This is a genomic window from Massilia haematophila (assembly GCF_042647645.1).
Classification (GTDB): domain Bacteria; phylum Pseudomonadota; class Gammaproteobacteria; order Burkholderiales; family Burkholderiaceae_D; genus Telluria; species Telluria haematophila.
This window is the reverse complement of sequence record NZ_JBHRVV010000001.1, coordinates 4,599,845-4,619,764: the sequence shown is the minus strand read 5'-3', so window position 1 is coordinate 4,619,764 and position 19,920 is coordinate 4,599,845. Positions and strand designations below refer to the sequence as shown.

The window sequence follows — 19,920 nt, the reverse complement described above, 5'->3', positions numbered from 1 at the left end:
GCTCCTATTTGATGCCGGCATTCCGCGCAGAGTTGGCAGTCTCCCGGGAGAGGCGTTAGCGTGTGCTCCATGAGACACGCTGTCTCGACACCCGCAGCGCGTCCAGAACACGGCCGCCGATGACATCGCGTTCCGCGTGGGCACGGGGTGCCCACCCTACGGTCCGCAAAGCGTTCCAAGCACGTTCACCGATGAAGCGACGTTACAGGGAAACACCAACAATAAAAAAACGGGCCATCGGCCCGTTTCACTTTATTTCTTCGCGCTTGCCTTCACCGGCTTGAACAGCAAATCGTGGAAGTCGTAGCTGAAGTCGGTTTCCTCGGACACCGCCTTCATTTTGACGTTGTCGATGCTGCCGTCGTGGTCGAGCGAGAAGGTGACGTAGGCGTCGGCGTTGAAGTTGCGCTCCTTCCAGCGCACGATGAAGGTGTCGTGCTGGAAGTGCTCCATCTCGCCGGTGAGGTCCGGCGTGCGCGAGAACGACATGCGCAGCTTGTTGCCGTTGCGCTTGATGTTCATGATGCCATACCACGGGTCCTCGTACTGGCCTTCATACGACGCCAGCGCCAGCGACGGCTTCGAGCCCGACGCGCGCGTATCCGTGGCCGATTTCAGGCGCGCCAGTTCCTTGGCATGCGCTTCCTCTTCGAGGTCGGCGACCAGCTTGATCCAGTCGGTCGGCGTAGCGCCGGTCATGTACTGGTCGAGCAGGCGGTACTGCAGGGCGCTCAGTGCGCCGCCGCTCTCGGCGTTGGTCAGGATGGCAATGCCCAGCTTCGATTCCGGCACCAGCAGCACGCGCGAATAAAAGCCCTGCAGCGCGCCGCCGTGCATGGCGACCAGCTGGCCTTTATAGTCGCGCAGCTGGAAGCCCAGCCCGTAGGCGTAGAAGTTCGGCTTCGTTGCAGCCAGGGGCGGCTTCGGGGTGTTGATCTTCATCGGCGTCTGCGCGGTCCACATCTCGCGCGCCTGGGCGTCGGACCAGAGGCGCAGCTCCTTGCCGTCCGCGCCCTTGGCGCCGGCCACGCGGCCGTTATCGAGCAGCACCTGCATCCATTTGGCGATGTCCTCGGCATTCGTGTTGATGCCCACCGCGCCGACCGCGTTCGCCACCGGCATCGATTTGACGGCCGTGATCTTGTCCTTGACCTTGCTGTGCGCGTTCGAGGCGTTCGGGTTGCCCTCGTTCTCAAGCAGGCTGGTGGTAGTCGTGTTCATGCCGATCGGTGCGAGGATGCGCTCGCGCACCGTGTCGCCCCAGGATTTGCCGGACTTCCGGGCAATGATCTTGCCGGCGACGATGTACAGTAGGTTGTCGTAGGCGTAGCTGTTGCGGAAGCTCGTCGCCGGGCGGATGTAGCGCAGCTTCTCGATGATCTCGTCGGTGCTGAAGGTGGTGGTCGGCCACCACAACAGGTCGCCGGCGCCCAGGCCCAGGCCGCTGCGGTGGGTCAGCAGGTCGCGCACGGTCATCTCGCGCGTGACGTAGGCGTCGTACATCTGGAAGTCCGGCAGGTGCTTGACGACCGGGTCGTCCCATTTCAGCTTGCCCTCGTCGACCAGCATCGCCAGCGCGGCGGCGGTGAAGGCCTTCGAGTTGGAGGCGATCTCGAACAGGGTCTTGCCGTCGACTTTCGCCGGCTCGCCGAGCTTGCGCACGCCGAAGCCGCGCGCTGCGATCACTTGTCCGTCCTTGACCACGGCGATCGCGATGCCCGGCACGTCGAAGGCCTTCATGGTGCGGTTGACGTCCTGTTCGAGGTTGTAGTTTGACGCGGCCGGGCGCGCGATCGGCGGCGCGACCGCCGTTTGCGCGGTAGCCGACGCGCAGGCGCCGGCGGCGGAAAAGGCGATCAGGATCGCGGCTGCGAGGTGTTTCATGTTCTGCACTCTGGTGTCCTTTTTTACTGTTTGGCCATCGTCTTGTCGACGCTGCTCTGCGTCTCCGGGTGGTAGCGTTCGCGCGCCGCTTTATAGACCGTTTCCGCCCAGGCGCGATCTTCCGTATTAGCACGCAGCGCCGTGTACAGCGGCACCACGAACTTCTGGCGGCCGACACTCATCAAGAACTCCTGCATCTGCGGGCGGACGTCGCGGTAACCGGCGTGCACGGCCGCGCGGTAGAAGCGGAACGCGACCTCCTTGTTGCCGGTCTTCGCCAGGCCGAAGGCGGCGTCGAGCTCCTTCAGGCGCGCGGCATCCGTCTTGTTGTCGATATCGTTCAGGAACTTCATCCATTCAGCCGCCGTCCAGCCCTTGGTGTCGAGCTTGACGGTCGGCAGCTCGCCTTTCAGCCAGGCGGCGGTGGTCGCGTCGAGGGCGCTGAGGCGCTGCGACTTCGCGTACTTCGCGCTGGCCGGGATGCCGGGGCCGTGCAGCCACTCGGCCAGTTCGGTCTCGCTCATCACCTGCGGATGCTTGGCCAGCAGGTTGGTGCGCAGGTAGGCCACGAACTGGTCGGTGGTGACGCTCTGGAAGGCATGGCCGTCGAACCAGCCGCGCAGGAAGGGATCGAACACGGCGCGGCCGGCACGCTCTTCGAGGGTGCGCAGGAACCAGGCGCCCTTCGGATAGGCCAGTCCTTCGTCGGTGTAGGTGGCGGATCCGTTGTCCGGGTCGCGCGTGAGCAGCGCCTGCTTCGCCGGCGGGATGTCCTTCAGCGACTCGATCGCCTCTTCCTGCTCGAGCTGCAGGTTCATCAGCGCCACTTCTTCGCCGTACAGGACTTCGAGGATGCGCGTGGTGACGTAGGTGGTGAAACCTTCGTTCAGCCACCAGTGCTTCCACGAGGCGTTGGTCACCAGGTTGCCCGACCAGCTGTGCGCCAGCTCGTGGGCGATCAGGTCGACCAGGCTGCGGTCGCCCGCGATCATGGTCGGCGTCAGGAAGGTCAGGCGCGGGTTTTCCATGCCGCCGATCGGGAACGAAGGCGGCAGCACCAGCATGTCGTAGCGCCCCCAGCGATACGGGCCGTAGAGCGACTCGGCGGCTTCGACCATCTTCTCGGTGTCGGCCAGTTCATAGGCGGCGGCCTCGATGCGCTGCGGTTCGGCGTAGACGCCGGTGCGGCCGCCCAGGGTGCGCGCTTCCAGCTCGCCGATGCCGATCGCCAGCAGGTAGGATGGAATCGGCTGCGGCATGTTGAACTTCCAGCCACCCTTGCCGGTGGCCTTCGGGTCGTTGTCGGCGCTCATCACCACGCGCAGGCCCTCGGGCGCCTCGATGCGCGCCGTATAGGTGAAGCGTACCGACGGCGTGTCCTGCACCGGCACCCAGGAGCGCGCGTTGATCGACTGCGACTGGCTGAACATGAAGGGACGCTTGCCGGACAGGGTCTGGGCCGGCGTCAGCCACTGCAGGGCGCTGGCGGTGGGCGCGGTGCGGTAGTGGATGCGCACCTTGGGCGCCTGGCTGGCGAGATGCACGTGCAGCGCCTGTCCCTTCTCCTCGTCGAATTTGTCCAGGGTGTACTTCACCGGGGACCAAAGGCCCTTGGCGTCCTGGGCCTCGATCTTCGCGATGGTGAGTTCGCGCGTGTCGAGGTCGAGCGTGCGCGCCGACTTGTCGAGCCAGTCGAGGGAGAGCTCGGCGTAGCCGGACAGCGTCTTCTTCGCGAAGTCGGCCTTCAGGTCCATGTGCAGGGCGCGCGTGCGAACCTGGTCGTAGTTGGCGTAGCTGAGGGGGTCGAGCGCGAAGGCATGCGCGCTCCACGTGCCGAGGATGGCGCACGCGGTGGCGCGCAGCAGGGAGGTGGTTTTCATGGTGTCTCGTCGATGGTGAAGCGGCCCGGTCTGGCGCCGGGGAGGACAGCTGAGCAGGATAGCACTTTCATTCGGGGGGTGAAAGCGCTGGCCGGGGCGGTGGTGTGCGGGCGTCGTACAGCGTGGGTTCGAGAACCCCCGTACGAAACCGACGGAGCGGATGATCGGGCGCCGCAGCGGTGGGTTCGAGAACCCACCCTACGCCGGGCCGACTCTGCTATGATCCGCGCTTTGCCCGCACCATCCTATGGATGCCTTCCTGGTCGCCACCGGCATCGTCGGTCTCGCTGAAATCGGCGACAAGACGCAACTCCTGGCCTTCCTCCTCGCCACCCGCTTTCGCCGTCCGCTGCCCATCGTCGCAGGCATCTTCGTCGCCACCCTGCTGAACCACGCCTTCGCCGCCGCCGTCGGCGCGCTGGTGAGCGAGCTGCTGGGGCCTTCGGTGATGCGCTGGGTGCTCGGCCTGTCTTTCCTCGGCATGGCGGTGTGGACGATGATTCCCGACCAGGTCGACGAAACCGAAGCCTCGCTGGCGAAGTTCGGCGTATTCGCCACCACCGTCCTCTCCTTTTTCATCGCCGAGATGGGCGACAAGACGCAGGTGGCCACCGTGGCGCTGGCGGCGCGCTACCAGGACATCGTGGCGGTCGTGGCCGGCACGACCTTCGGCATGATGCTGGCCAACGTGCCGGCGGTGTATTTCGGCGAGCGCATCGCCAACAAGGTGCCGCTGACGCTGGTGCACGGGATCGCGGCGCTGATTTTTGCGGGGCTGGGGATCGCGACGCTGCTGGGCGTGGGCGAAGGCTTCGGGTTCTGAACCGTAGTGAACGATGAGCAGTGTTGGTCCACGTTGATGCGCCAACACCATGCGAGCGTCACGCGTGGGCACAGGGGCGCCCACCCTACGTCAAGGAGCGATAAGGCTCACCGCCAGCGCGCCATCCACTTGTCGTAGAAGCCCAGGTCGCGCGGCACGGCGCCGGGAATGGCGCAGATCGCGCCGGCGAATTCGTTGGCGCGCGCCAGCGTCGCCTCGAGCGGCCAGCCGCGCATGCGCCCCAGCAGGAAGATCGCCGAAAAAGCGTCGCCCGCCCCCACGGTGTCGATGACGAAGGGCGGCGCCGGCGTGTCGCGGGTGTCGATGGCGCTGCCGTCGCGGCCGAAATAGACCGAGCCGCGGTGCCCCAGGGTGACGATCAGCGCCTGCAGGCCGAACATCTGCACCAGGCCGGCGCAGGCCGAGCGGGTTTCGTCGGCGGCCATGGGCGGGTCGTCGGGACCGAGCTGGAAATACCAGCTGAACAGCGCCTGCAGTTCTTCCTCGTTGACCTTGGCGATGTCGGCCGCGTGTAACGCGTGGAACACGGTGCGTTCGCCGACCTGGCCGTCGCGCAGGTTGAGGTCGAGGAAGCGGATGGCCTGCGTGCCCGCTGCCCCGAGCAGCGCCTGCAGGATGCCGCGCGCACGCTCGTTGCGCTGGGCCAGGGTGCCGAAGTAGATGGCCGCTGGCGTGACGCCGGCCAGGGCCTTCAACGCCGCCTCGCGCTCGATGTAGTCGTAGGCCTGGTTCGGCACGATCACGAAGCGGTGCCCCTTCGGGGTGCGCTCGACCAGCACGCGGCCGGTCTCCTCGATCGCGTCGCGCTGCAGGCCGGCCTGCGACATCGCGAAGCGCTCGAATTCGGCGCGCACGCTCTCGCCATTGCGATCCTCGCCGACGCGGGTGATCATCAGGCTGGGCGCCATGAAGGCCGCCAGGTGGCGCGCGACGTTGAAGGGCGCGCCGCCGACCACCTGCTCGGTGGCGAAGTCGTCGACCAGCGCTTCGCCGAAGACGACCGTGGTGCCGGCCGTGGTGTCGGCTTTCATGTCACGCGCGGCCAAGGTTCAGCCTTCGAGCGGCACGGTGTCCTTGAAGGACGCGCGCTCGGCGAGCTTGTCGTGCAGACGGGCCAGGTTGGGGTGCGCGCCGCGCCAGTCGATGTCGGGGAAGCGGAAGCTCAGCCAGCCGAGCGCGCAGCCGACGGCGACGTCGGCCAGGCTGTAGTTCTTGCCCATGCAGAAGGCGTTCTCGCCGAGCTTGTCGGACATCACCTGCAGGCCGGCGCTCACCTTGCCGAGCTGGCGTGTTATCCACTGCGCGCTCTGCTGCTCCTGCGGGCGCAGGGTCTTTTCCAGGCGCACCAGCACGGCCGCATCGAGCACGCCGTCGGCCAGCGCTTCCCAGACCTTGACGTCGGCGCGGTCGCGCCCGTTCGGCGGCAGCAGCTTGCAGACCGGGGTCAGGGTGTCGAGGTATTCGGCGATCACGCGCGAATCGTAGAGCGCGCTGCCGTCTTCCATCAGCAGGCAGGGCACCTTGCCCAACGGGTTGGACTGCAGGATCCGGGTGTCGGCGGACCAGACGTTCTCGAGCTTGAAGCTGTAGTCGAGCTTTTTTTCGGCCATGACGACGCGCACCTTGCGCACATACGGGCTGGTATTCGAACCGATGAGTTTCATAGATGCTCGGAAAGGAGATTTTAATAAGAGTATAACATTGGCCTTGTACCAAAAAACCGCCGCGCCGGGCGCGTTTGCCGCGTTCGCAACAAGGGTCCCTGGCCGCGCCAATGGTAAAATCCGCGTTTTTGCACGGACGCCCGTCATGACCGCTACCGCCCCACTTTCCTCCCTGTCGGCCCTGTCGCCGCTCGACGGCCGCTACGCCGCCAAGACCGACAAGCTGCGCCCGATCCTGTCCGAAGCCGGCTTCATGCACCATCGTGTGATGGTCGAGATCGCCTGGCTGCAGGCCCTGGCCCAGGCTGGCTTCGACGAGATCAAGCCGTTCTCGGTCGAAGCCAGCACCCACCTCGACGACCTGGCCGCCGGCTTCGACGAAGCGGACGCCGCGCGCATCAAGGAAATCGAGGCGGTCACCAACCACGACGTCAAGGCGGTCGAGTACTGGCTCAAGGAAAAAGTAAAAGACGTGCCGGAGCTGGTCGCGGCCTCCGAGTTCATCCACTTCGGCTGCACTTCGGAAGACATCAACAACACCAGCCACGGCATGATGCTCAAGACCGCGCGCGACACCGTGCTGCTGCCGGCCCTGCAGGCGATCATCGCCAAGCTGACCGAGATCGCCCACGTCAACGCCGAGCTGCCGATGCTCTCGCGCACCCACGGCCAGACCGCCAGCCCGACCACGCTGGGCAAGGAATTCGCCAACGTGGTCGCACGCCTGCGGCGCGCCGTGCAGCGCATCGCCGACGTCGAGATCCTGGGCAAGATGAACGGCGCGGTCGGCAACTACAACGCCCACCTGTCGGCCTATCCGGGCTTCGACTGGCCGGCGTTCTCGAAGGACGTGATCGAGAACCGCCTGGGCTTGACCTTCAACCCCTACACCATCCAGATCGAGCCGCACGACTACATGGCCGAGATGTTCGACGCCATCGCGCGCGCCAACACCATCCTGCTCGACCTGAACCGCGACATCTGGACCTATGTCTCGCTGGGCTACTTCAAGCAGAAACTGCGTGCCGGCGAGATCGGCTCGTCGACCATGCCGCATAAAGTCAACCCGATCGACTTCGAGAACTCGGAAGGCAACCTGGGCCTGGCCAACGCCATGCTGCGCCACATGGCCGAGAAGCTGCCGGTCTCGCGCATGCAGCGCGACCTCACCGATTCGACCGTGCTGCGCAACATCGGCGTCGGCTTCGGCTACGCCCTGCTGGCCTACGACAGCTGCCTGCGCGGCCTGAACAAGCTGGAAGTCAATGCCGCCCGCCTGGAAGCGGACCTGGACGCGAGCTGGGAAGTGCTGGCCGAGCCGGTGCAGACCGTGATGCGCCGCTACGGCATCGAGAACCCGTACGAACAGCTGAAGGAACTCACCCGCGGCAAGGGCATCACCCGCGAAGCGCTGCAGGAGTTCATCGGCAAGCTGGCGGTACCGCAGGAAGCCAAGGACCTGCTGCTGCAGATGACGCCGGCGAACTACACCGGCCTGGCGGCCCAGCTGGCCAAGGCGATCTGAGGATTGCCGATGCCTTGAAAAAAGCCCGCGTCAGCGATGATGCGGGCTTTTTGTTTGTGGCTGTTTTTTTGTAGGGTGGACACCTGTGTCCACGCGGTACCACTCATGCGTATCGAAACGCTTCCGAAATCGCGCGCCCCTCGAATGACCGGCCTCACGACTGAATCAACGCTCCACCGCGTGGGCACAGGTGCCCACCCTACGACTTCTATATTTCCGCGGTGCGGCGCCATCAATTCGTCCACACCAGCTTGACCGCCACCGTGCGCGGGATCTCGGAGCGGGTCGCAATGCCGCCATACTCCGCATGATCGCCGTTCAGGTTCTTGCCCGCGACCGACAATTCGAGGTTCGGCCGCAGCCGCCAGCCAAAGCGCGCATCGAGCGCCGTATAACCCGGCACGGCCGGGCTGTCGAGGTCGTCGACCTTGCGCAGCGCCACCTCGAACTCGCGCGTGGCGTCGATGCTGTAGTTCGAGCGCAGCTGCCAGACGTGCGACGGGTCCAGCCCAACCCGCTGCAGTCCGCCGACGTCGTTGCTGCCGGCCTTCAGGCGCAGCCGCTCGCGCAGCGCCGTCAAGCCGCCGGACAGGCGCCAGGCCTTGGTCGCCTGGAAGCTGCCCCATATCTCGACACCGAGCGCATGCCCGTCCATCAGGTTGGCGAAGCTCACCGCCGTCCGGCTCGGCGCCAGCTCCTGCGTGCGCAGGTGCGCGTAGTCGTTGTAGAACAGCGTTGCCGAGTACGACAGGCGCGGCAGCGGCTGGCCGCGGTAGCCCAGCTCGAAGACCTTGGCCACTTCCGAACGCACCGTGTCTCCGCCAGCGAGGATGTAGGGCGGGCGGCCGGGAATATAGGTGTCGGCGTCGACGCGCGAGGGCGCCCGCACCGCGCGCGAGGCCGCGGCCCAGAACGCGTGGTCCGGCGCCGCGCTCCACGACAGGCGCACGCTCGGCAGGAACTCGGCGCCGGTGTAGGGGTTGCGCTCGACGCGGGCGCCGACGGTGGCGCGCAGGGTCGGCGTGAGCGCGATCTCGTCCTGTGCGAACAGGCTGAGCCAGGCCTGGTTCAGGCGTTCGGGCAGGAAGGCGACGTACTGGCTGCTTTCCGTCCGGTCCCAGCTGTAGCGGGCGTTCGCGCCCCAGGCCAGGCTGTGCACGCCGATGGGGGCGAGCGTGTGCTGCACCTGCAGGTCGACGATGTCGAGCGACTGGGTGAAGATCGGCGGCACTTCGCGCCGCGTGTAATCGTAGTAGAGCTGCACGTCGACCTTGCCGCCGCCCTCGAGCGTGTGCACCCATTCGCCGGTCAGGTTCAGGCCGCGGGTATCGATCCTACCCAGGCCGGGATCCGTTCCCGACACGGCGATCGCGCCGGGCGCCGGCTGCTCGAAGATACCGCGGTTGGCGTTGCCGATGAAGCTGAAGCGGTCGGCGCCGCGCTCCCAATCGGCGCGCACGCCGACCTGGGCGGCATGCCAGCCGTCGTCGATCGGCGCGCCGCTGGCCAATTCCGTGTGCCCGCGCCCCCGGGCCTTGCCGTACACGCGCCAGCTGCCCTCGCCGCTGCGGCCGCCCTGGCGGAACGCGAGGTCGGCGCCGTTGCTGGCGCCGCGCAGCACGGCCAGGCTGCCTTGCGTGTCGCGCGCCGAGCGCGTGGTGATGTTGATGACGCCGTTGACCGCGTTCACGCCCCACAGGGTGCCGCCCGGGCCGCTGATCACTTCGATGCGGTCGATGTCTTCGAGCATGACGTCCTGCACGTCCCAGAACACGCCGGAAAACAGCGGCGTGTACACCGAGCGGCCGTCGATCAGCACCAGCAGTTTGTTCGGCGCGCTGTTGCCGCCGCCGTTCAGGCCGCGCGCGGTGATGGCGTAGCTGGCGCCGTTGACTTGCGCCACCTGCAGGTTGGGCGCGAGACGCAGGGCTTCGGGCAGGCTGGCGGCGCCGGCGCGGCGGATGTCCTCGGCCGTGATCACGAATACCGAGGCCGGCGCGTCGAGCAGGCGCTCGGGCCTTTTCGACACAGAAGTGATCTGGATGTTGGCCAGTTCTTCGATCGACAGGTCGGCGAATTCGGCCTGGAGCTGGCCGCTATCGGAAGCGGTGTTTCCCGACTGGGCGGCGGCCGGTGCGGCGGCGCCCAGCGCCACCACGGTCAGGACGGCCAGCGCGCGTAGACGCAAGGTGGGCAATGGGTCTTGCATAGCTTCCTTTAACACGATGCGACAGGGCCGCGTTGTAGAGCGCGCTTTTAATCATGACTTTACGCCTGGATCGATTTTACATTCCGGCGCTCTGCGGCTGTGCACGTTTAACAATCCATGATAGTGTACAGAAAGAAATAGTCGCTTTTCCAGCACCTGCAAGGCTTTTTTGTTATAGTTTTCTTCTAACAAGTACTAACCCAAACTATCCACCATGCAGCGTTACTCTTCCGTCGCCATTGCCCTGCACTGGCTGATCGCCGTGCTGATCGTCGGCACGTTCACGCTCGGCCTGGTGATGACCGACATTCCCGGCCTGACCCCGACCAAGCTGCGCTACTTTTCCTGGCACAAATGGGCAGGCGTGACGGTGCTGGCGCTGGCCGCGCTGCGCCTGCTGTGGCGCCTGCGTTCGCGCCCGCCGGCCTACCCGGACACGATGCCGGCCTGGCAGCGCAGCGCCGCGCACGCGCTGCACGGCCTGCTCTACGTACTAATGTTCGCCGTGCCCCTGTCCGGCTATTTCTACAGCCTGGCGGCCGGCGTGCCGGTGGTCTGGTTCGGCGTGGTTTCGCTGCCGGTGCTGATCGAGGCCGACCAGGCCCTGAAACCGGTGCTCGGCGCCCTGCACTACTGGCTCAACATGCTGCTGGCGGCCCTGGTCGCCTTTCACGTGCTGGCCGCATTCAAGCACCTGCTGCTTGACCGCGACGGCGTGATGCAGCGTATGCTGCCTTTCTCTTCAAAATGCGTTCCGAATAAGGAGTAACCGATGAAACCCATCCGCGTCCTGCTGGCCGCCGCCGTGCTCGCCGCCACCGCCGCCCACGCCGCCCCGCTCAAGACCGACGCGGCGCACAGCAGCGTCTCGGCCGTGTTCAAGCAGATGAACGTGCCGGTCGAAGCGAAGTTCAAGACGTTTACCGCCCAGATCGACTACGATGCGGCGAAGCCGGAAGCGTCGAAAGCAGCGGTCGACATCGCCACCGCCAGCATGGACCTGGGCGATGCCGAATACAACCGCGAGGTCGCCAAGAAGGAGTGGTTCAATACGGCGCAATTCCCGAAAGCGAGCTTCGTTTCCACGTCGATCAAGCCGGCCGGCGCCGGCAAGCTGAACGTCGTCGGCAAGCTGACCATCAAGGGCAAGACCGCCGACGTCGCCTTCCCGCTGACGGTGAAGGCGCAAGGCAAGCAACAGGTTTTCGAGGGTCAGTTGCCGATCAAGCGACTGGCTTTCAATATCGGCGAAGGCGAGTGGAAGGACACGAGCATGGTCGCCGACGAAGTTGTCATCAAGTTCCGCGTCACCGCGGGTCAGTAAGCTGAACCAACCAGATTGAACCAGTAAGCCAACCAACCAGGGAACGTAACCAATGAAACTCAAGTGCCTGATCGCTGCCACGCTGGCCACCAGCGCCAGCTTCGCCTTCGCCGCCGCCGATACCTACAAGATCGACCCGGGCCACACCTACCCGAGCTTCGAAGCCGACCACATGGGCATCTCTGTCTGGCGCGGCAAGTTCACCAAGACCGACGGCACCATCGTGCTCGACCGCGCGGCGAAGACCGGCAGCGTCGACATCACGGTCGACATGAACAGCGTCGACTTCGGCCACGAAAAGATGAACGAACACGCGCGCAAGCCTGACATCTTCGACGTCGCCCAGTTCCCGACCGCCACCTTCAAAGGCAACAAGATCCGCTTCAACGGCGACACCCCGGTTGCCGTCGAGGGCCAGTTCACCCTGCACGGCGTGACCAAGCCGCTGACCCTGACCATCAACAAGTTCAAGTGCATCGACCACCCGATGCTCAAGCGCGAAGTCTGCGGCGCCGACGCCTCGGCGACCTTCCAGCGCAGCGACTTCGGCGTCAACTTCGGCCTGCCGCGTTTCTCGCCGGAAGTGAAGCTGGCGATCCAGGTCGAGGCAGTCAAGCAATAAAACGTAGGGTGGGCAGCTGCGCTGCCCACGCGGGGATCGTTACCGGCTTCGATATCGGCCACGTTGATCTTTCCGCCAGCTATCACCGCGTGGGCACAAGTGCCCACCCTACGCCTATCGGAAACGCAATCGTCCAATCGGCAAAGAAAAAGCCCCGCTACCGTCAGGCAGCGGGGCTTTTCTACATCACGAACCGATTACTTGCCGTCGCGGTCCGAATCACCCGGAATCGCGCGCTCGACCTTGTCCCAGGCCGCGCGGCTGGCGACCTTGGCCTGGTCCCACGACAGGCGCGAACGGCCTTTCGTGGTTTCCCACTCGTCCGACAGGTAGCGCTCGTTGGTATCGTAGCTGCCCGGATAGCGGCTCTTGGCGTTGTAGCCCAGCGCGTAGGCCGGCTGGTAGTCGTCGTAGGTGTAGCCCGGGGTGTAGTGCGACTGGGTCTGGTAGTTGTCGCGCCAGTAGGCATCCTCGTGCGCCGGATTGACCATGCCGCCGACGCCCTTGCCGGCCATGCCGCCGACCGCGGCGCCCACGCCCGCACCCACGACTGCGCCGATCGGGCCGCCGACGGCGCCGATCGAGGCGCCTGCCGCGGCGCCGCCGCCGGCGCCGACACCCTTGGCCAGGTTATGGTCGTGCAGCTCGTCGCCCGGCTTCGAGTTGACGACTTCGCCCGCGCCCTTGCCCACTGCGCCGCCCGCCAGGCCGCCGATCACGGCGCCGGCGGCCATGCCGACCGGGCCGCCGACCGCGCCCACCGAGGCGCCGGCCGCCGCGCCGCCCATGCCGCCGACGCCTTGCGCCAGGTTATGGTCGTGCAGTTCGTCGCCCGCTTTCGGGTTCACCACTTCGCCGGCACCCTTGCCGGCTGCGCCGCCTGCCAGGCCGCCGACCACGGCGCCAGCCGCCATGCCGATCGGGCCGGCGACGGTGCCTGCGGCAGCGCCCAAGGCGGCGCCGGTGCCGGCGCCCACGCCCTTGGCCAGGTGGTGTTCAGGCAGGTCGTCACCCGCTTTCGGGTTGACCACTTCGCCCACGCCCTTGCCGGCCATGCCGCCGGTGACGGCGCCGATCGCGGCGCCCGCGGCCATGCCGACCGGACCGGCAGCAGCGCCGATACCGGCGCCGGCCAGCGCACCGCCGACGGCGCCGACGCCGGTGCCGATCACGTGCGAGCCGCCGCTTTCGGTCCACGAGCGGTGGATGTGGGCCGCGTCGTCGTCCGAACGGGCGTTCACGCCCATCAGGATGCCGCCGTTCTTGATGCCTTCTTCATAGTGCTTGGCGCGCTCTTCCGGAATGCCGGCGCCGATCAGTGCGCCGATCAGGCCGCCGGTGATGCCGCCCGCGCCGGCGCCGGCCAGGGCCGCTGCCAGGGGACCGGCCACCACCAGGCCAACGCCCGGCAGGACCAGCGTGGTGCCGACTGCGGCGATACCAGCCAGCACGGCGCCGATGGTGCCGCCAATGCCCGCGCCGATGCCGGCGCCTTCGGCCGCTTTGCTGCCCAGTTCGGTATCGGTGTCGCCGAAGTGGGTCTTGCGGGTCGAATCCGACATCATCAGGTTGACGTCGTCGCGGCCATAACCGCGGTCGGAAATCGAGCCGTAGGCGCGCTCGGCGCTGGCGCGATCGGGGAACAGGCCGGTGACCATGCGCGACTGCTGGTTGTTCGTCGTGTCGTAGCTCATGATGGATCCTTTCAAGGTTCGTGATGCAGTGGGCTCTGCAACGTGGTCGTTGCCAGTTCACGAACAATATGCCTGCCCAGCCATATGCTTCTGTTCGCTGACGCACTCACTTCGAGACATTCCAAAAGGAAAGAAAAATCCTGAAAAAACAAGGTGTTGGAACGCGGCGGCGTAATTCGTCGTCTAACGTTACTTGCCGCACCGACCCGCTATGGCTGGCCTACGTAGACTTTTTCACATGGCCACGGCAATCAATTGGCCTGGGGTAGTTTTTTCACTATGAGGAGGAATCAAAATGCTATTCATCATTTGGATCGTTGTCGGTGGTATCCTGGGTTGGCTCGCCAGCATGGTCATGAAAACCGATGCTGAGCAAGGCATGATCCTGAACGTCGTGGTTGGTATCGTTGGCGCCTTCCTGGGCGGCTGGCTGCTCTCCCCGCTGTTTGGTACGGGCACCATCAATTCCGATGACTTCAGTGTCTCGTCGCTGCTGGTTTCCTTCCTGGGCGCCGTCATCCTGCTGGCCATCGTGAACCTGCTGCGCCGCGGCCGCGTTCGTTAATAAGAAGTTTGGAAAGCCCCTGATAAAACCAACGCTTTCATGCGTTGGTTTTTTTTCGTTTGGAATATCGCATGCGCGCCAGGACCCTCGTCATTATCTTGATCACCAGCATCGTCACCTTGCTGGCCGGCTTTCTCGCCCTAAACTTCATGCCGAGCGAGAAACAAATCGAGACCCAGTTGACGCGCCAGTACGACATCCACGACGCCCAATTCCGGCGCTCGATGGGCGTACTGCTGGGGCCGCCCATCATCGAGGGCAACAAGGTCGAGGTGCTGCTCAACGGCGACCAGATCTTCCCGGCCATGCTGGACGCGATCCGCGCCGCGAAGACCAGCATCACCTTCGAAACCTATATCTACTGGTCCGGCAGCATCGGCCACGAATTTTCCGAAGCGCTGGCCGAGCGCGCGCGCGCCGGCGTCAAGGTCCACCTGATGCTCGACTTCATCGGCAGCATCAAGATGGACGACGACTCGATGCAGGCGATGCGCGACGCCGGCGTGCAATTGCAGCGCTACCACAAGCCGGCCTGGTGGAAGCTGGCGCGCCTGAACAACCGCACCCACCGCAAGTTGCTGATCGTCGATGGCCAGGTCGGCTTCACGGGCGGCGTTGGCATCGCCGACCAGTGGCGCGGCAATGCCCAGGACGAAGAACACTGGCGCGACACCCATTTCCGCGTGGAAGGCCCGGTGGTCGGCCAGATGCAGGCCGTGTTCACCGACAACTGGACAAAAGCGACCGGCACCGTCCTCGACGGCCCCGATTACTTCCCGCCGCTCGCGCCCAAAGGCGACATTCCCGCCCAGATGTTCTCGAGCTCGCCCACCGGCGGCAGCGCCAGCATGCACCTGATGTACCTGATGGCGATCACCGCCGCGCGCCAGTCGATCCTGCTGTCGGCCTCGTATTTCGTGCCGGACGAGCTGGCGATGCGCGCCTTGGTCGCGGCCGCCAAGCGCGGCGTCGACGTCCGCATCATTACGCCCGGCAAGGAAATCGATTCCGACGTGGTGCGCATCGCTTCGCGCGAGCGCTGGGGTCCCCTGCTCGAGGCCGGCATCAAGATCGCCGAATACCAGCCGACCATGTACCACGTGAAAGCGCTGATCGTCGACGACATGATGGTCTCGGTCGGTTCGACCAACTTCGACAACCGCTCGTTCAGCATCAACGACGAGGCCAACCTGAACCTGCTCGACCCGGCCTTCGCACGGGCCCAGCGGGATATCTTCGAAGACGACTGGAAACGCGCGCGGCCGATCAGCCTCCAGGCCTGGCAGGACCGTCCATGGACCGAGAAACTGGCCGGCGAAGCGGCTTCGCTGCTGGGAGCGCAGCTGTAGTCGTCTCCTGAATCATCGCGTGTCTTGACAGGCAATTAGTGGTTGACGAGCCAGCCGTAGAGTATCCATACTCCGGGTTGCTCCGCGGAGCCCGACGCATCCGACAACCATCCCTGACACACGCGAATGAAAAAGACCCTTCTCTCGCTCGCCATCCTGACCAGCTTCGCCGCACAAGCGGACGAAGGCATGTGGATGCCGCAGCAGCTGCCACAAGTAGCCCAGCAACTGAAAGCCGCCGGCCTGGAGCTGGACCCGAACACCCTGACCCAGCTGACCGAATTCCCGATGGGCGCCGTCGTGAGCCTGGGCGGCTGCTCGGCCTCCTTCGTTTCGCCGCAGGGCCTGGTCATCACCAACCACCACTGCGTCTACAACAGCGTCGCCGTCAACTCGACGCCCGAGCGCGACCTGCTGGCCAACGGCTTCCTGGCCAAGACGTTCGCCGAGGAAGTGCCGGCCGCCCCGGGCAGCCGCGTCTTCGTGACCGAGGAAGTGACCAACGTCACCGACCAGATCATCGACAAGAAAGTCGCCAAGCTGACCGGCAAGGCTCGCATCGACGCGATCGAAAAGAATCAGAAGGAAATGGTCGCCGCCTGCGAGAAGACCCCGGGCTACCGCTGCACCGTGCCGAGCTACTACGGCGGCCTCGAGTTCTACCGCCTGAAGCAACTGGAAATCCGCGACGTGCGCCTGGTGCACGCGCCGCCGGCCGGCGTCGGCAAGTTCGGTGGCGACACCGACAACTGGATGTGGCCGCGCCACACCGGCGACTACGGCTTCTACCGCGCCTACGTCTCGAAGGACGGCAAGGCCGCCGACTACGCCGCCGACAACGTGCCTTACGTGCCGAAGCACTTCCTGAAGGTCGCCACCGAAGGCTCGAAGGAAGGCGATTTCATCATGGTCGCCGGCTACCCGGGCCGCACCAACCGCCACCGCCTGCCGTCGGAAGTACAGTACACCTTCGACTGGAACTACCCGGCCTTCGTCCAGGCTTCGGGTGAAGTGCTGGCCATCATCGAACGCGAGACCAAGAACGACCCGGCCGCCAAGCTGAAGTACGCCGGCCAGATCGCGGGCGTGAACAACTACTACAAGAACCGCAAGGGCATGCTGACCTCGTACGAGAACAGCGACTTCCTGGCACGCAAGACCGCCGAGCACGCCGCAATGAAGGCCTGGGTCAACGCCGACGCCGCCCGCAAGAAGCAGTTCGGCGCCGACATCGAGGCCGCCGAGAAGCTGATCGCCGAGCGCGACGCCCACACCAAGCAGGGCTTCTACCTGGGCTACGCCCAGCCGCGCTTCCTGAGCTCGGCACGCAGCCTGTACCGCCTGGCCAACGAGCGCACCAAGCCGGATGCCCAGCGCAAATCGGGCTACCAGGAACGCGACATGGCGCGCCTGACCTCGGTCATCACCGGCCAGGACCGCACCTATGACGAGAAGGTCGACAAGGCCCTGGTCATGAACTTCCTCGCCAAGTACCTGGCCCAGCCGGCCGCCGAGCAGGACAAGGCCTTCAACGACGCCCTTGGGCTGCGTGCGGGCATGAGCCAGGACGAGCTGAAGGCCGCCCTGGACAAGGCCTACGCCGGTTCCAAGCTGGCCAACAAGGAAGAGCGCACCGCCTGGCTGAAGAAGTCGCCGGCCGAATTCAAGGCCAGCAACGACAGCTTCATCAAGGCAGCGGTCGCCATGTACGACGCCGACATGAAGGACGAGGCTAAAGAGGAAGAGCTCGCCGGTAAGATCCAGAAAGCCTACTCGGGCTACATGAAGGCCAAGATCGCCTACATGAACAGCAAGGGCCAGGCCGTCTACCCGGACGCCAACAGCACCCTGCGCGTGACCTTCGGCAAGATCATGGGCCGCGACCATGGCGCCGACGGCACCGGTTCCTGGACCGCGTTCACCACCGTCAAGGGCGTGGTCGCGAAGCACACCGGCGAAGGCGAGTTCAACGCCCCGGCCGCCCAGCTGGCAGCGATCAAGGCCAAGGACTTCGGCAAGTACGTCGACCCGGTCCTGAAGAGCGTCCCGGTCAACTACCTGGCAACGCTGGACATCACCGGCGGCAACTCGGGTTCCGCAGCGCTGAACAAGCGCGGCGAGCTGATCGGCCTGGCTTTTGATGGCACCCTGGACTCGATCATTTCGGACTGGGACTTCAATGCCGCCAACACCCGCGACATCCAGGTCGACGTCCGCTACATCCTGTGGAACATGAAGCACGTCGACAAGGCCGACAACCTGCTGAAGGAAATGAACGTGCTGTAATCCTGGCCGCTCATTGAAGCAAAGCCACGCTGCCGCAAGGCGCGTGGCTTTTTTCATGTCTGCAACCGCACTCAGCCATGGTGGCGACACGATCTGCGCCGCTGCCGTAAATTCGAACCACTGTCGAAAGGATCCATCACCACTCATTTATATAGGAAAAACACCGATGAACTTGCGCGACCTGCTTCCTTCCATCCTGATCGGCGCCGTTGCCAGCGCCCGCTCGATGACGCCGATGGCCACCATCGCCACCGCACGCCTTGCCGACCGAAAGACGCCCGGCGAACTGTTCCTGCTCGACCGCCCGCTGTTCAAGTACGGCGCCCTGGCCATGGGCGCCGGAGAACTGGTGGGCGACAAGATGAAGACCGCACCCGACCGCACGGTCTTCCTCGGCCTGCTGGCGCGCGTGATGAGCGCCGGGATCGCCGGCGCCGCCCTGGCGCCGCGCGGGCGCGAGCGCGAGGGGGCCGTGGCCGCGGTCGCCACCGCCGTGCCGCTCGCCTACCTGACGCTGGCCGGCCGCAAGCGCGCCATGGCCGCCATCGGCCAGACCCCGAGCGGGCTGATCGAAGACGCGCTGATCGTCGCCGCCGGCACCGCGGTCGTGGCGCTGTCGACGCGGCAGCAGCGCGACTGAGCGCTGCATTCAGCTGGCCTTCTTTGAGACCACGAATGCCGCAAGGCGCGTGGTTTCTGCTGCCAGCTTGTCGTTGCACCCGCCGCCGTCGCGCGCCGGCAACCGTTCATCCCATCGATCCGGAAATTGGTCGCCGCCGTGTTCAGGCAAGCGCGGCGCGGCGTTATGCTGTGCGCTCGTCTGATCCCATGTCACGGAGACCACATGAAGAACGCATTGCTGCTCTGCTTCGCACTGGCCGGCCTGTCCAGCGCCACGGCCCAGGAAACGCCCGACGCCAAGAACCATGCGCGCGCGCGCGCCGCGGTCGAGGACCTGCAACGCATCTCCGCGCCCAACGGCATCCAGGAATCGTACAAGACCCGGATCGGCGGCATCGACCAGTGGCTCAACGTGCGCGGCCAGGACCGCGGCAATCCGATCATCCTGTTCGTGCACGGCGGCCCGGCCGCGCCGGTGACGCCGACCATGTGGCAGTTCCAGCGTCCGATCGAGGAATACTTCACGGTGGTGAACTGGGACCAGCGCGGCGCCGGCAAGACCTACGGCGAAACCGATCCGGACGCCGTCGCGCCGACGATCCGCATCGCGCGCTACGTCGACGACGCGATCGAGGTCGCGGAGCACATCCGCAAGCGCTACGGCAAGCGCAAGCTGGTCCTGATGGGCCATAGCTGGGGCACCATCGTCGGCATGGGCGCCGCCCTGAAGCGCCCCGACCTGTTCCACGCCTATGTCGGCATCGGCCAGGTGATCAGCACCCGCGAGAACGAGCGCATCAGCTACGAATATGCGCTGGCGCAGGCGAAACTGCACAAGAACGAAGAGGCGATGAAGGAGCTGCAGTCAATCGCGCCCTACCCCGGCGACCAACCCATCACGCGCGAGCGCATCGTCGTGGCGAGAAAATGGCCGCAACACTACGGCGGCCTGAGCGCCTATCGCAGCACCTCCACCTATTATTTTGCCGGCCCGCTGCTCTCGCCCGACTACGACGCGGCGCAAGTGAAGGCCATCGACCAGGGCAGCCTGCTCACGCTCGGGCGCCTGTTGCCGGAATTCGTGCAGGTCGATTATTCGCAGGTGAAGACCTTCCCGATCCCGGTCGTGATGTTCCTCGGCCGGCACGACTACACGACGCCCACGCAACCGACCGTCGACTGGCTGGCGCAGGTGAAGGCGCCATCGAAGCAGGCCGTGTGGTTCGAGCACTCGGCGCACATGGTGCCGTGGGAGGAGCCGGGCAAGACCCTGGTCAGCCTGCTGAATTACGTGCGGCCGCTGGCGCGCGAAGCACAAAAATAATAGCCGTCGCGACCTTGTTCTGTCGTAGGGTGGGCACGCCGTGCCCACGCGCTACGTGCGCATCCTTTCAGGGTTGGCCGAAACCGATCGCCCGCTAACGCCAATCCCGACCCGCATTGCGTCCATCGC

The 19,920-nt window shown here is 65.5% G+C and carries 16 protein-coding genes; 10 read left to right on the top strand and 6 right to left on the bottom strand.

Annotation, left to right across the window (positions count from 1 at the left end; translation table 11 throughout):
* Window positions 1–252 precede the first annotated feature (252 nt).
* Both ACFOPH_RS20410 and ACFOPH_RS20405 read right to left on the bottom strand, forming a co-directional pair.
* Complete coding sequence (locus ACFOPH_RS20410) at window positions 253–1,884, bottom strand: serine hydrolase (protein ID WP_379737083.1); 1,632 nt, start codon at window positions 1,882–1,884, stop codon at window positions 253–255.
* A 23-nt stretch (window positions 1,885–1,907) separates the two neighbouring features.
* Window positions 1,908–3,764: a M1 family metallopeptidase gene (locus tag ACFOPH_RS20405; RefSeq protein ID WP_379737082.1), complete on the bottom strand. Its 1,857-nt coding sequence runs from the start codon at window positions 3,762–3,764 to the stop codon at window positions 1,908–1,910.
* A 247-nt stretch (window positions 3,765–4,011) separates the two neighbouring features.
* Between ACFOPH_RS20405 and ACFOPH_RS20400 the strand changes: the two genes are divergently transcribed.
* Complete coding sequence (locus ACFOPH_RS20400; RefSeq protein ID WP_312548309.1) at window positions 4,012–4,587, top strand: TMEM165/GDT1 family protein; 576 nt, start codon at window positions 4,012–4,014, stop codon at window positions 4,585–4,587.
* Between the two features lie 107 nt (window positions 4,588–4,694).
* Here ACFOPH_RS20400 and ACFOPH_RS20395 read toward each other — a convergent pair whose 3' ends face one another.
* Together ACFOPH_RS20395 and ACFOPH_RS20390 are read right to left on the bottom strand one after the other, a co-directional pair.
* Window positions 4,695–5,639: a PfkB family carbohydrate kinase gene (locus ACFOPH_RS20395; protein ID WP_379737081.1), complete on the bottom strand. Its 945-nt coding sequence runs from the start codon at window positions 5,637–5,639 to the stop codon at window positions 4,695–4,697.
* Window positions 5,640–5,657: 18 nt separating this feature from the next.
* Complete coding sequence (locus ACFOPH_RS20390; RefSeq protein ID WP_312548305.1) at window positions 5,658–6,272, bottom strand: glutathione S-transferase N-terminal domain-containing protein; 615 nt, start codon at window positions 6,270–6,272, stop codon at window positions 5,658–5,660.
* A gap of 145 nt (window positions 6,273–6,417) precedes the next feature.
* Between ACFOPH_RS20390 and purB the strand changes: the two genes are divergently transcribed.
* On the top strand, window positions 6,418–7,797 hold the full coding sequence (gene purB / locus ACFOPH_RS20385) for an adenylosuccinate lyase (RefSeq protein ID WP_312548304.1): 1,380 nt from the start codon (window positions 6,418–6,420) through the stop codon (window positions 7,795–7,797).
* Between the two features lie 232 nt (window positions 7,798–8,029).
* Here purB and ACFOPH_RS20380 read toward each other — a convergent pair whose 3' ends face one another.
* On the bottom strand, window positions 8,030–10,006 hold the full coding sequence (locus tag ACFOPH_RS20380; RefSeq protein ID WP_379737080.1) for a TonB-dependent receptor plug domain-containing protein: 1,977 nt from the start codon (window positions 10,004–10,006) through the stop codon (window positions 8,030–8,032).
* A gap of 214 nt (window positions 10,007–10,220) precedes the next feature.
* Between ACFOPH_RS20380 and ACFOPH_RS20375 the strand changes: the two genes are divergently transcribed.
* Genes ACFOPH_RS20375 through ACFOPH_RS20365 form a run of 3 tightly spaced genes read left to right on the top strand, consistent with a single transcriptional unit; the run spans window position 10,221 to window position 11,952 of the window.
* The gene (locus ACFOPH_RS20375) at window positions 10,221–10,775 is read left to right on the top strand and encodes a cytochrome b (protein ID WP_312548301.1); all 555 of its coding nucleotides are present in this window, start codon (window positions 10,221–10,223) and stop codon (window positions 10,773–10,775) included.
* A gap of 3 nt (window positions 10,776–10,778) precedes the next feature.
* Window positions 10,779–11,330 carry a YceI family protein gene (locus ACFOPH_RS20370; RefSeq protein WP_312548299.1) on the top strand — a complete coding sequence of 184 codons (552 nt, stop codon included), beginning with the start codon at window positions 10,779–10,781 and terminating at the stop codon, window positions 11,328–11,330.
* A 52-nt stretch (window positions 11,331–11,382) separates the two neighbouring features.
* Entirely contained in the window at window positions 11,383–11,952 is a 570-nt protein-coding gene (locus ACFOPH_RS20365; RefSeq protein WP_379737079.1) for a YceI family protein, read from the top strand.
* 197 nt (window positions 11,953–12,149) lie between these two features.
* Here ACFOPH_RS20365 and ACFOPH_RS20360 read toward each other — a convergent pair whose 3' ends face one another.
* Window positions 12,150–13,646 (bottom strand): hypothetical protein, encoded by a 1,497-nt coding sequence (locus tag ACFOPH_RS20360; protein WP_379737078.1) that lies wholly within the window; start codon window positions 13,644–13,646, stop codon window positions 12,150–12,152.
* A 295-nt stretch (window positions 13,647–13,941) separates the two neighbouring features.
* Between ACFOPH_RS20360 and ACFOPH_RS20355 the strand changes: the two genes are divergently transcribed.
* The 5 genes from ACFOPH_RS20355 to ACFOPH_RS20335 all read left to right on the top strand — a co-directional run bounded on the left by ACFOPH_RS20355 (window position 13,942) and on the right by ACFOPH_RS20335 (window position 19,791).
* Complete coding sequence (locus tag ACFOPH_RS20355) at window positions 13,942–14,211, top strand: GlsB/YeaQ/YmgE family stress response membrane protein (protein ID WP_036212790.1); 270 nt, start codon at window positions 13,942–13,944, stop codon at window positions 14,209–14,211.
* Window positions 14,212–14,282: 71 nt separating this feature from the next.
* Complete coding sequence (gene cls, locus ACFOPH_RS20350) at window positions 14,283–15,560, top strand: cardiolipin synthase (protein WP_379737077.1); 1,278 nt, start codon at window positions 14,283–14,285, stop codon at window positions 15,558–15,560.
* Window positions 15,561–15,686: 126 nt separating this feature from the next.
* Window positions 15,687–17,846, top strand: coding sequence for a S46 family peptidase (locus ACFOPH_RS20345; RefSeq protein ID WP_312553360.1), 2,160 nt, complete (start codon window positions 15,687–15,689; stop codon window positions 17,844–17,846).
* 166 nt (window positions 17,847–18,012) lie between these two features.
* Window positions 18,013–18,486 carry a hypothetical protein gene (locus ACFOPH_RS20340; protein ID WP_313704496.1) on the top strand — a complete coding sequence of 158 codons (474 nt, stop codon included), beginning with the start codon at window positions 18,013–18,015 and terminating at the stop codon, window positions 18,484–18,486.
* A 204-nt stretch (window positions 18,487–18,690) separates the two neighbouring features.
* Complete coding sequence (locus tag ACFOPH_RS20335) at window positions 18,691–19,791, top strand: alpha/beta hydrolase (RefSeq protein WP_312549854.1); 1,101 nt, start codon at window positions 18,691–18,693, stop codon at window positions 19,789–19,791.
* Window positions 19,792–19,920: the final 129 nt, after the last annotated feature.

Excerpts from the sequence above, each read along its gene's own strand:
- ACFOPH_RS20410 (WP_379737083.1), bottom strand. The coding sequence starts at position 1,884 with ATGAAACACCTCGCAGCCGCGATCCTGATCGCCTTTTCCGCCGCCGGC.
- ACFOPH_RS20405 (WP_379737082.1), bottom strand. The coding sequence starts at position 3,764 with ATGAAAACCACCTCCCTGCTGCGCGCCACCGCGTGCGCCATCCTCGGC.
- ACFOPH_RS20400 (WP_312548309.1), top strand. The coding sequence starts at position 4,012 with ATGGATGCCTTCCTGGTCGCCACCGGCATCGTCGGTCTCGCTGAAATC.
- ACFOPH_RS20395 (WP_379737081.1), bottom strand. The coding sequence starts at position 5,639 with ATGAAAGCCGACACCACGGCCGGCACCACGGTCGTCTTCGGCGAAGCG.
- ACFOPH_RS20390 (WP_312548305.1), bottom strand. The coding sequence starts at position 6,272 with ATGAAACTCATCGGTTCGAATACCAGCCCGTATGTGCGCAAGGTGCGC.
- purB (WP_312548304.1), top strand. The coding sequence starts at position 6,418 with ATGACCGCTACCGCCCCACTTTCCTCCCTGTCGGCCCTGTCGCCGCTC.
- ACFOPH_RS20380 (WP_379737080.1), bottom strand. The coding sequence starts at position 10,006 with ATGCAAGACCCATTGCCCACCTTGCGTCTACGCGCGCTGGCCGTCCTG.
- ACFOPH_RS20375 (WP_312548301.1), top strand. The coding sequence starts at position 10,221 with ATGCAGCGTTACTCTTCCGTCGCCATTGCCCTGCACTGGCTGATCGCC.
- ACFOPH_RS20370 (WP_312548299.1), top strand. The coding sequence starts at position 10,779 with ATGAAACCCATCCGCGTCCTGCTGGCCGCCGCCGTGCTCGCCGCCACC.
- ACFOPH_RS20365 (WP_379737079.1), top strand. The coding sequence starts at position 11,383 with ATGAAACTCAAGTGCCTGATCGCTGCCACGCTGGCCACCAGCGCCAGC.
- ACFOPH_RS20360 (WP_379737078.1), bottom strand. The coding sequence starts at position 13,646 with ATGAGCTACGACACGACGAACAACCAGCAGTCGCGCATGGTCACCGGC.
- ACFOPH_RS20355 (WP_036212790.1), top strand. The coding sequence starts at position 13,942 with ATGCTATTCATCATTTGGATCGTTGTCGGTGGTATCCTGGGTTGGCTC.
- cls (WP_379737077.1), top strand. The coding sequence starts at position 14,283 with ATGCGCGCCAGGACCCTCGTCATTATCTTGATCACCAGCATCGTCACC.
- ACFOPH_RS20345 (WP_312553360.1), top strand. The coding sequence starts at position 15,687 with ATGAAAAAGACCCTTCTCTCGCTCGCCATCCTGACCAGCTTCGCCGCA.
- ACFOPH_RS20340 (WP_313704496.1), top strand. The coding sequence starts at position 18,013 with ATGAACTTGCGCGACCTGCTTCCTTCCATCCTGATCGGCGCCGTTGCC.
- ACFOPH_RS20335 (WP_312549854.1), top strand. The coding sequence starts at position 18,691 with ATGAAGAACGCATTGCTGCTCTGCTTCGCACTGGCCGGCCTGTCCAGC.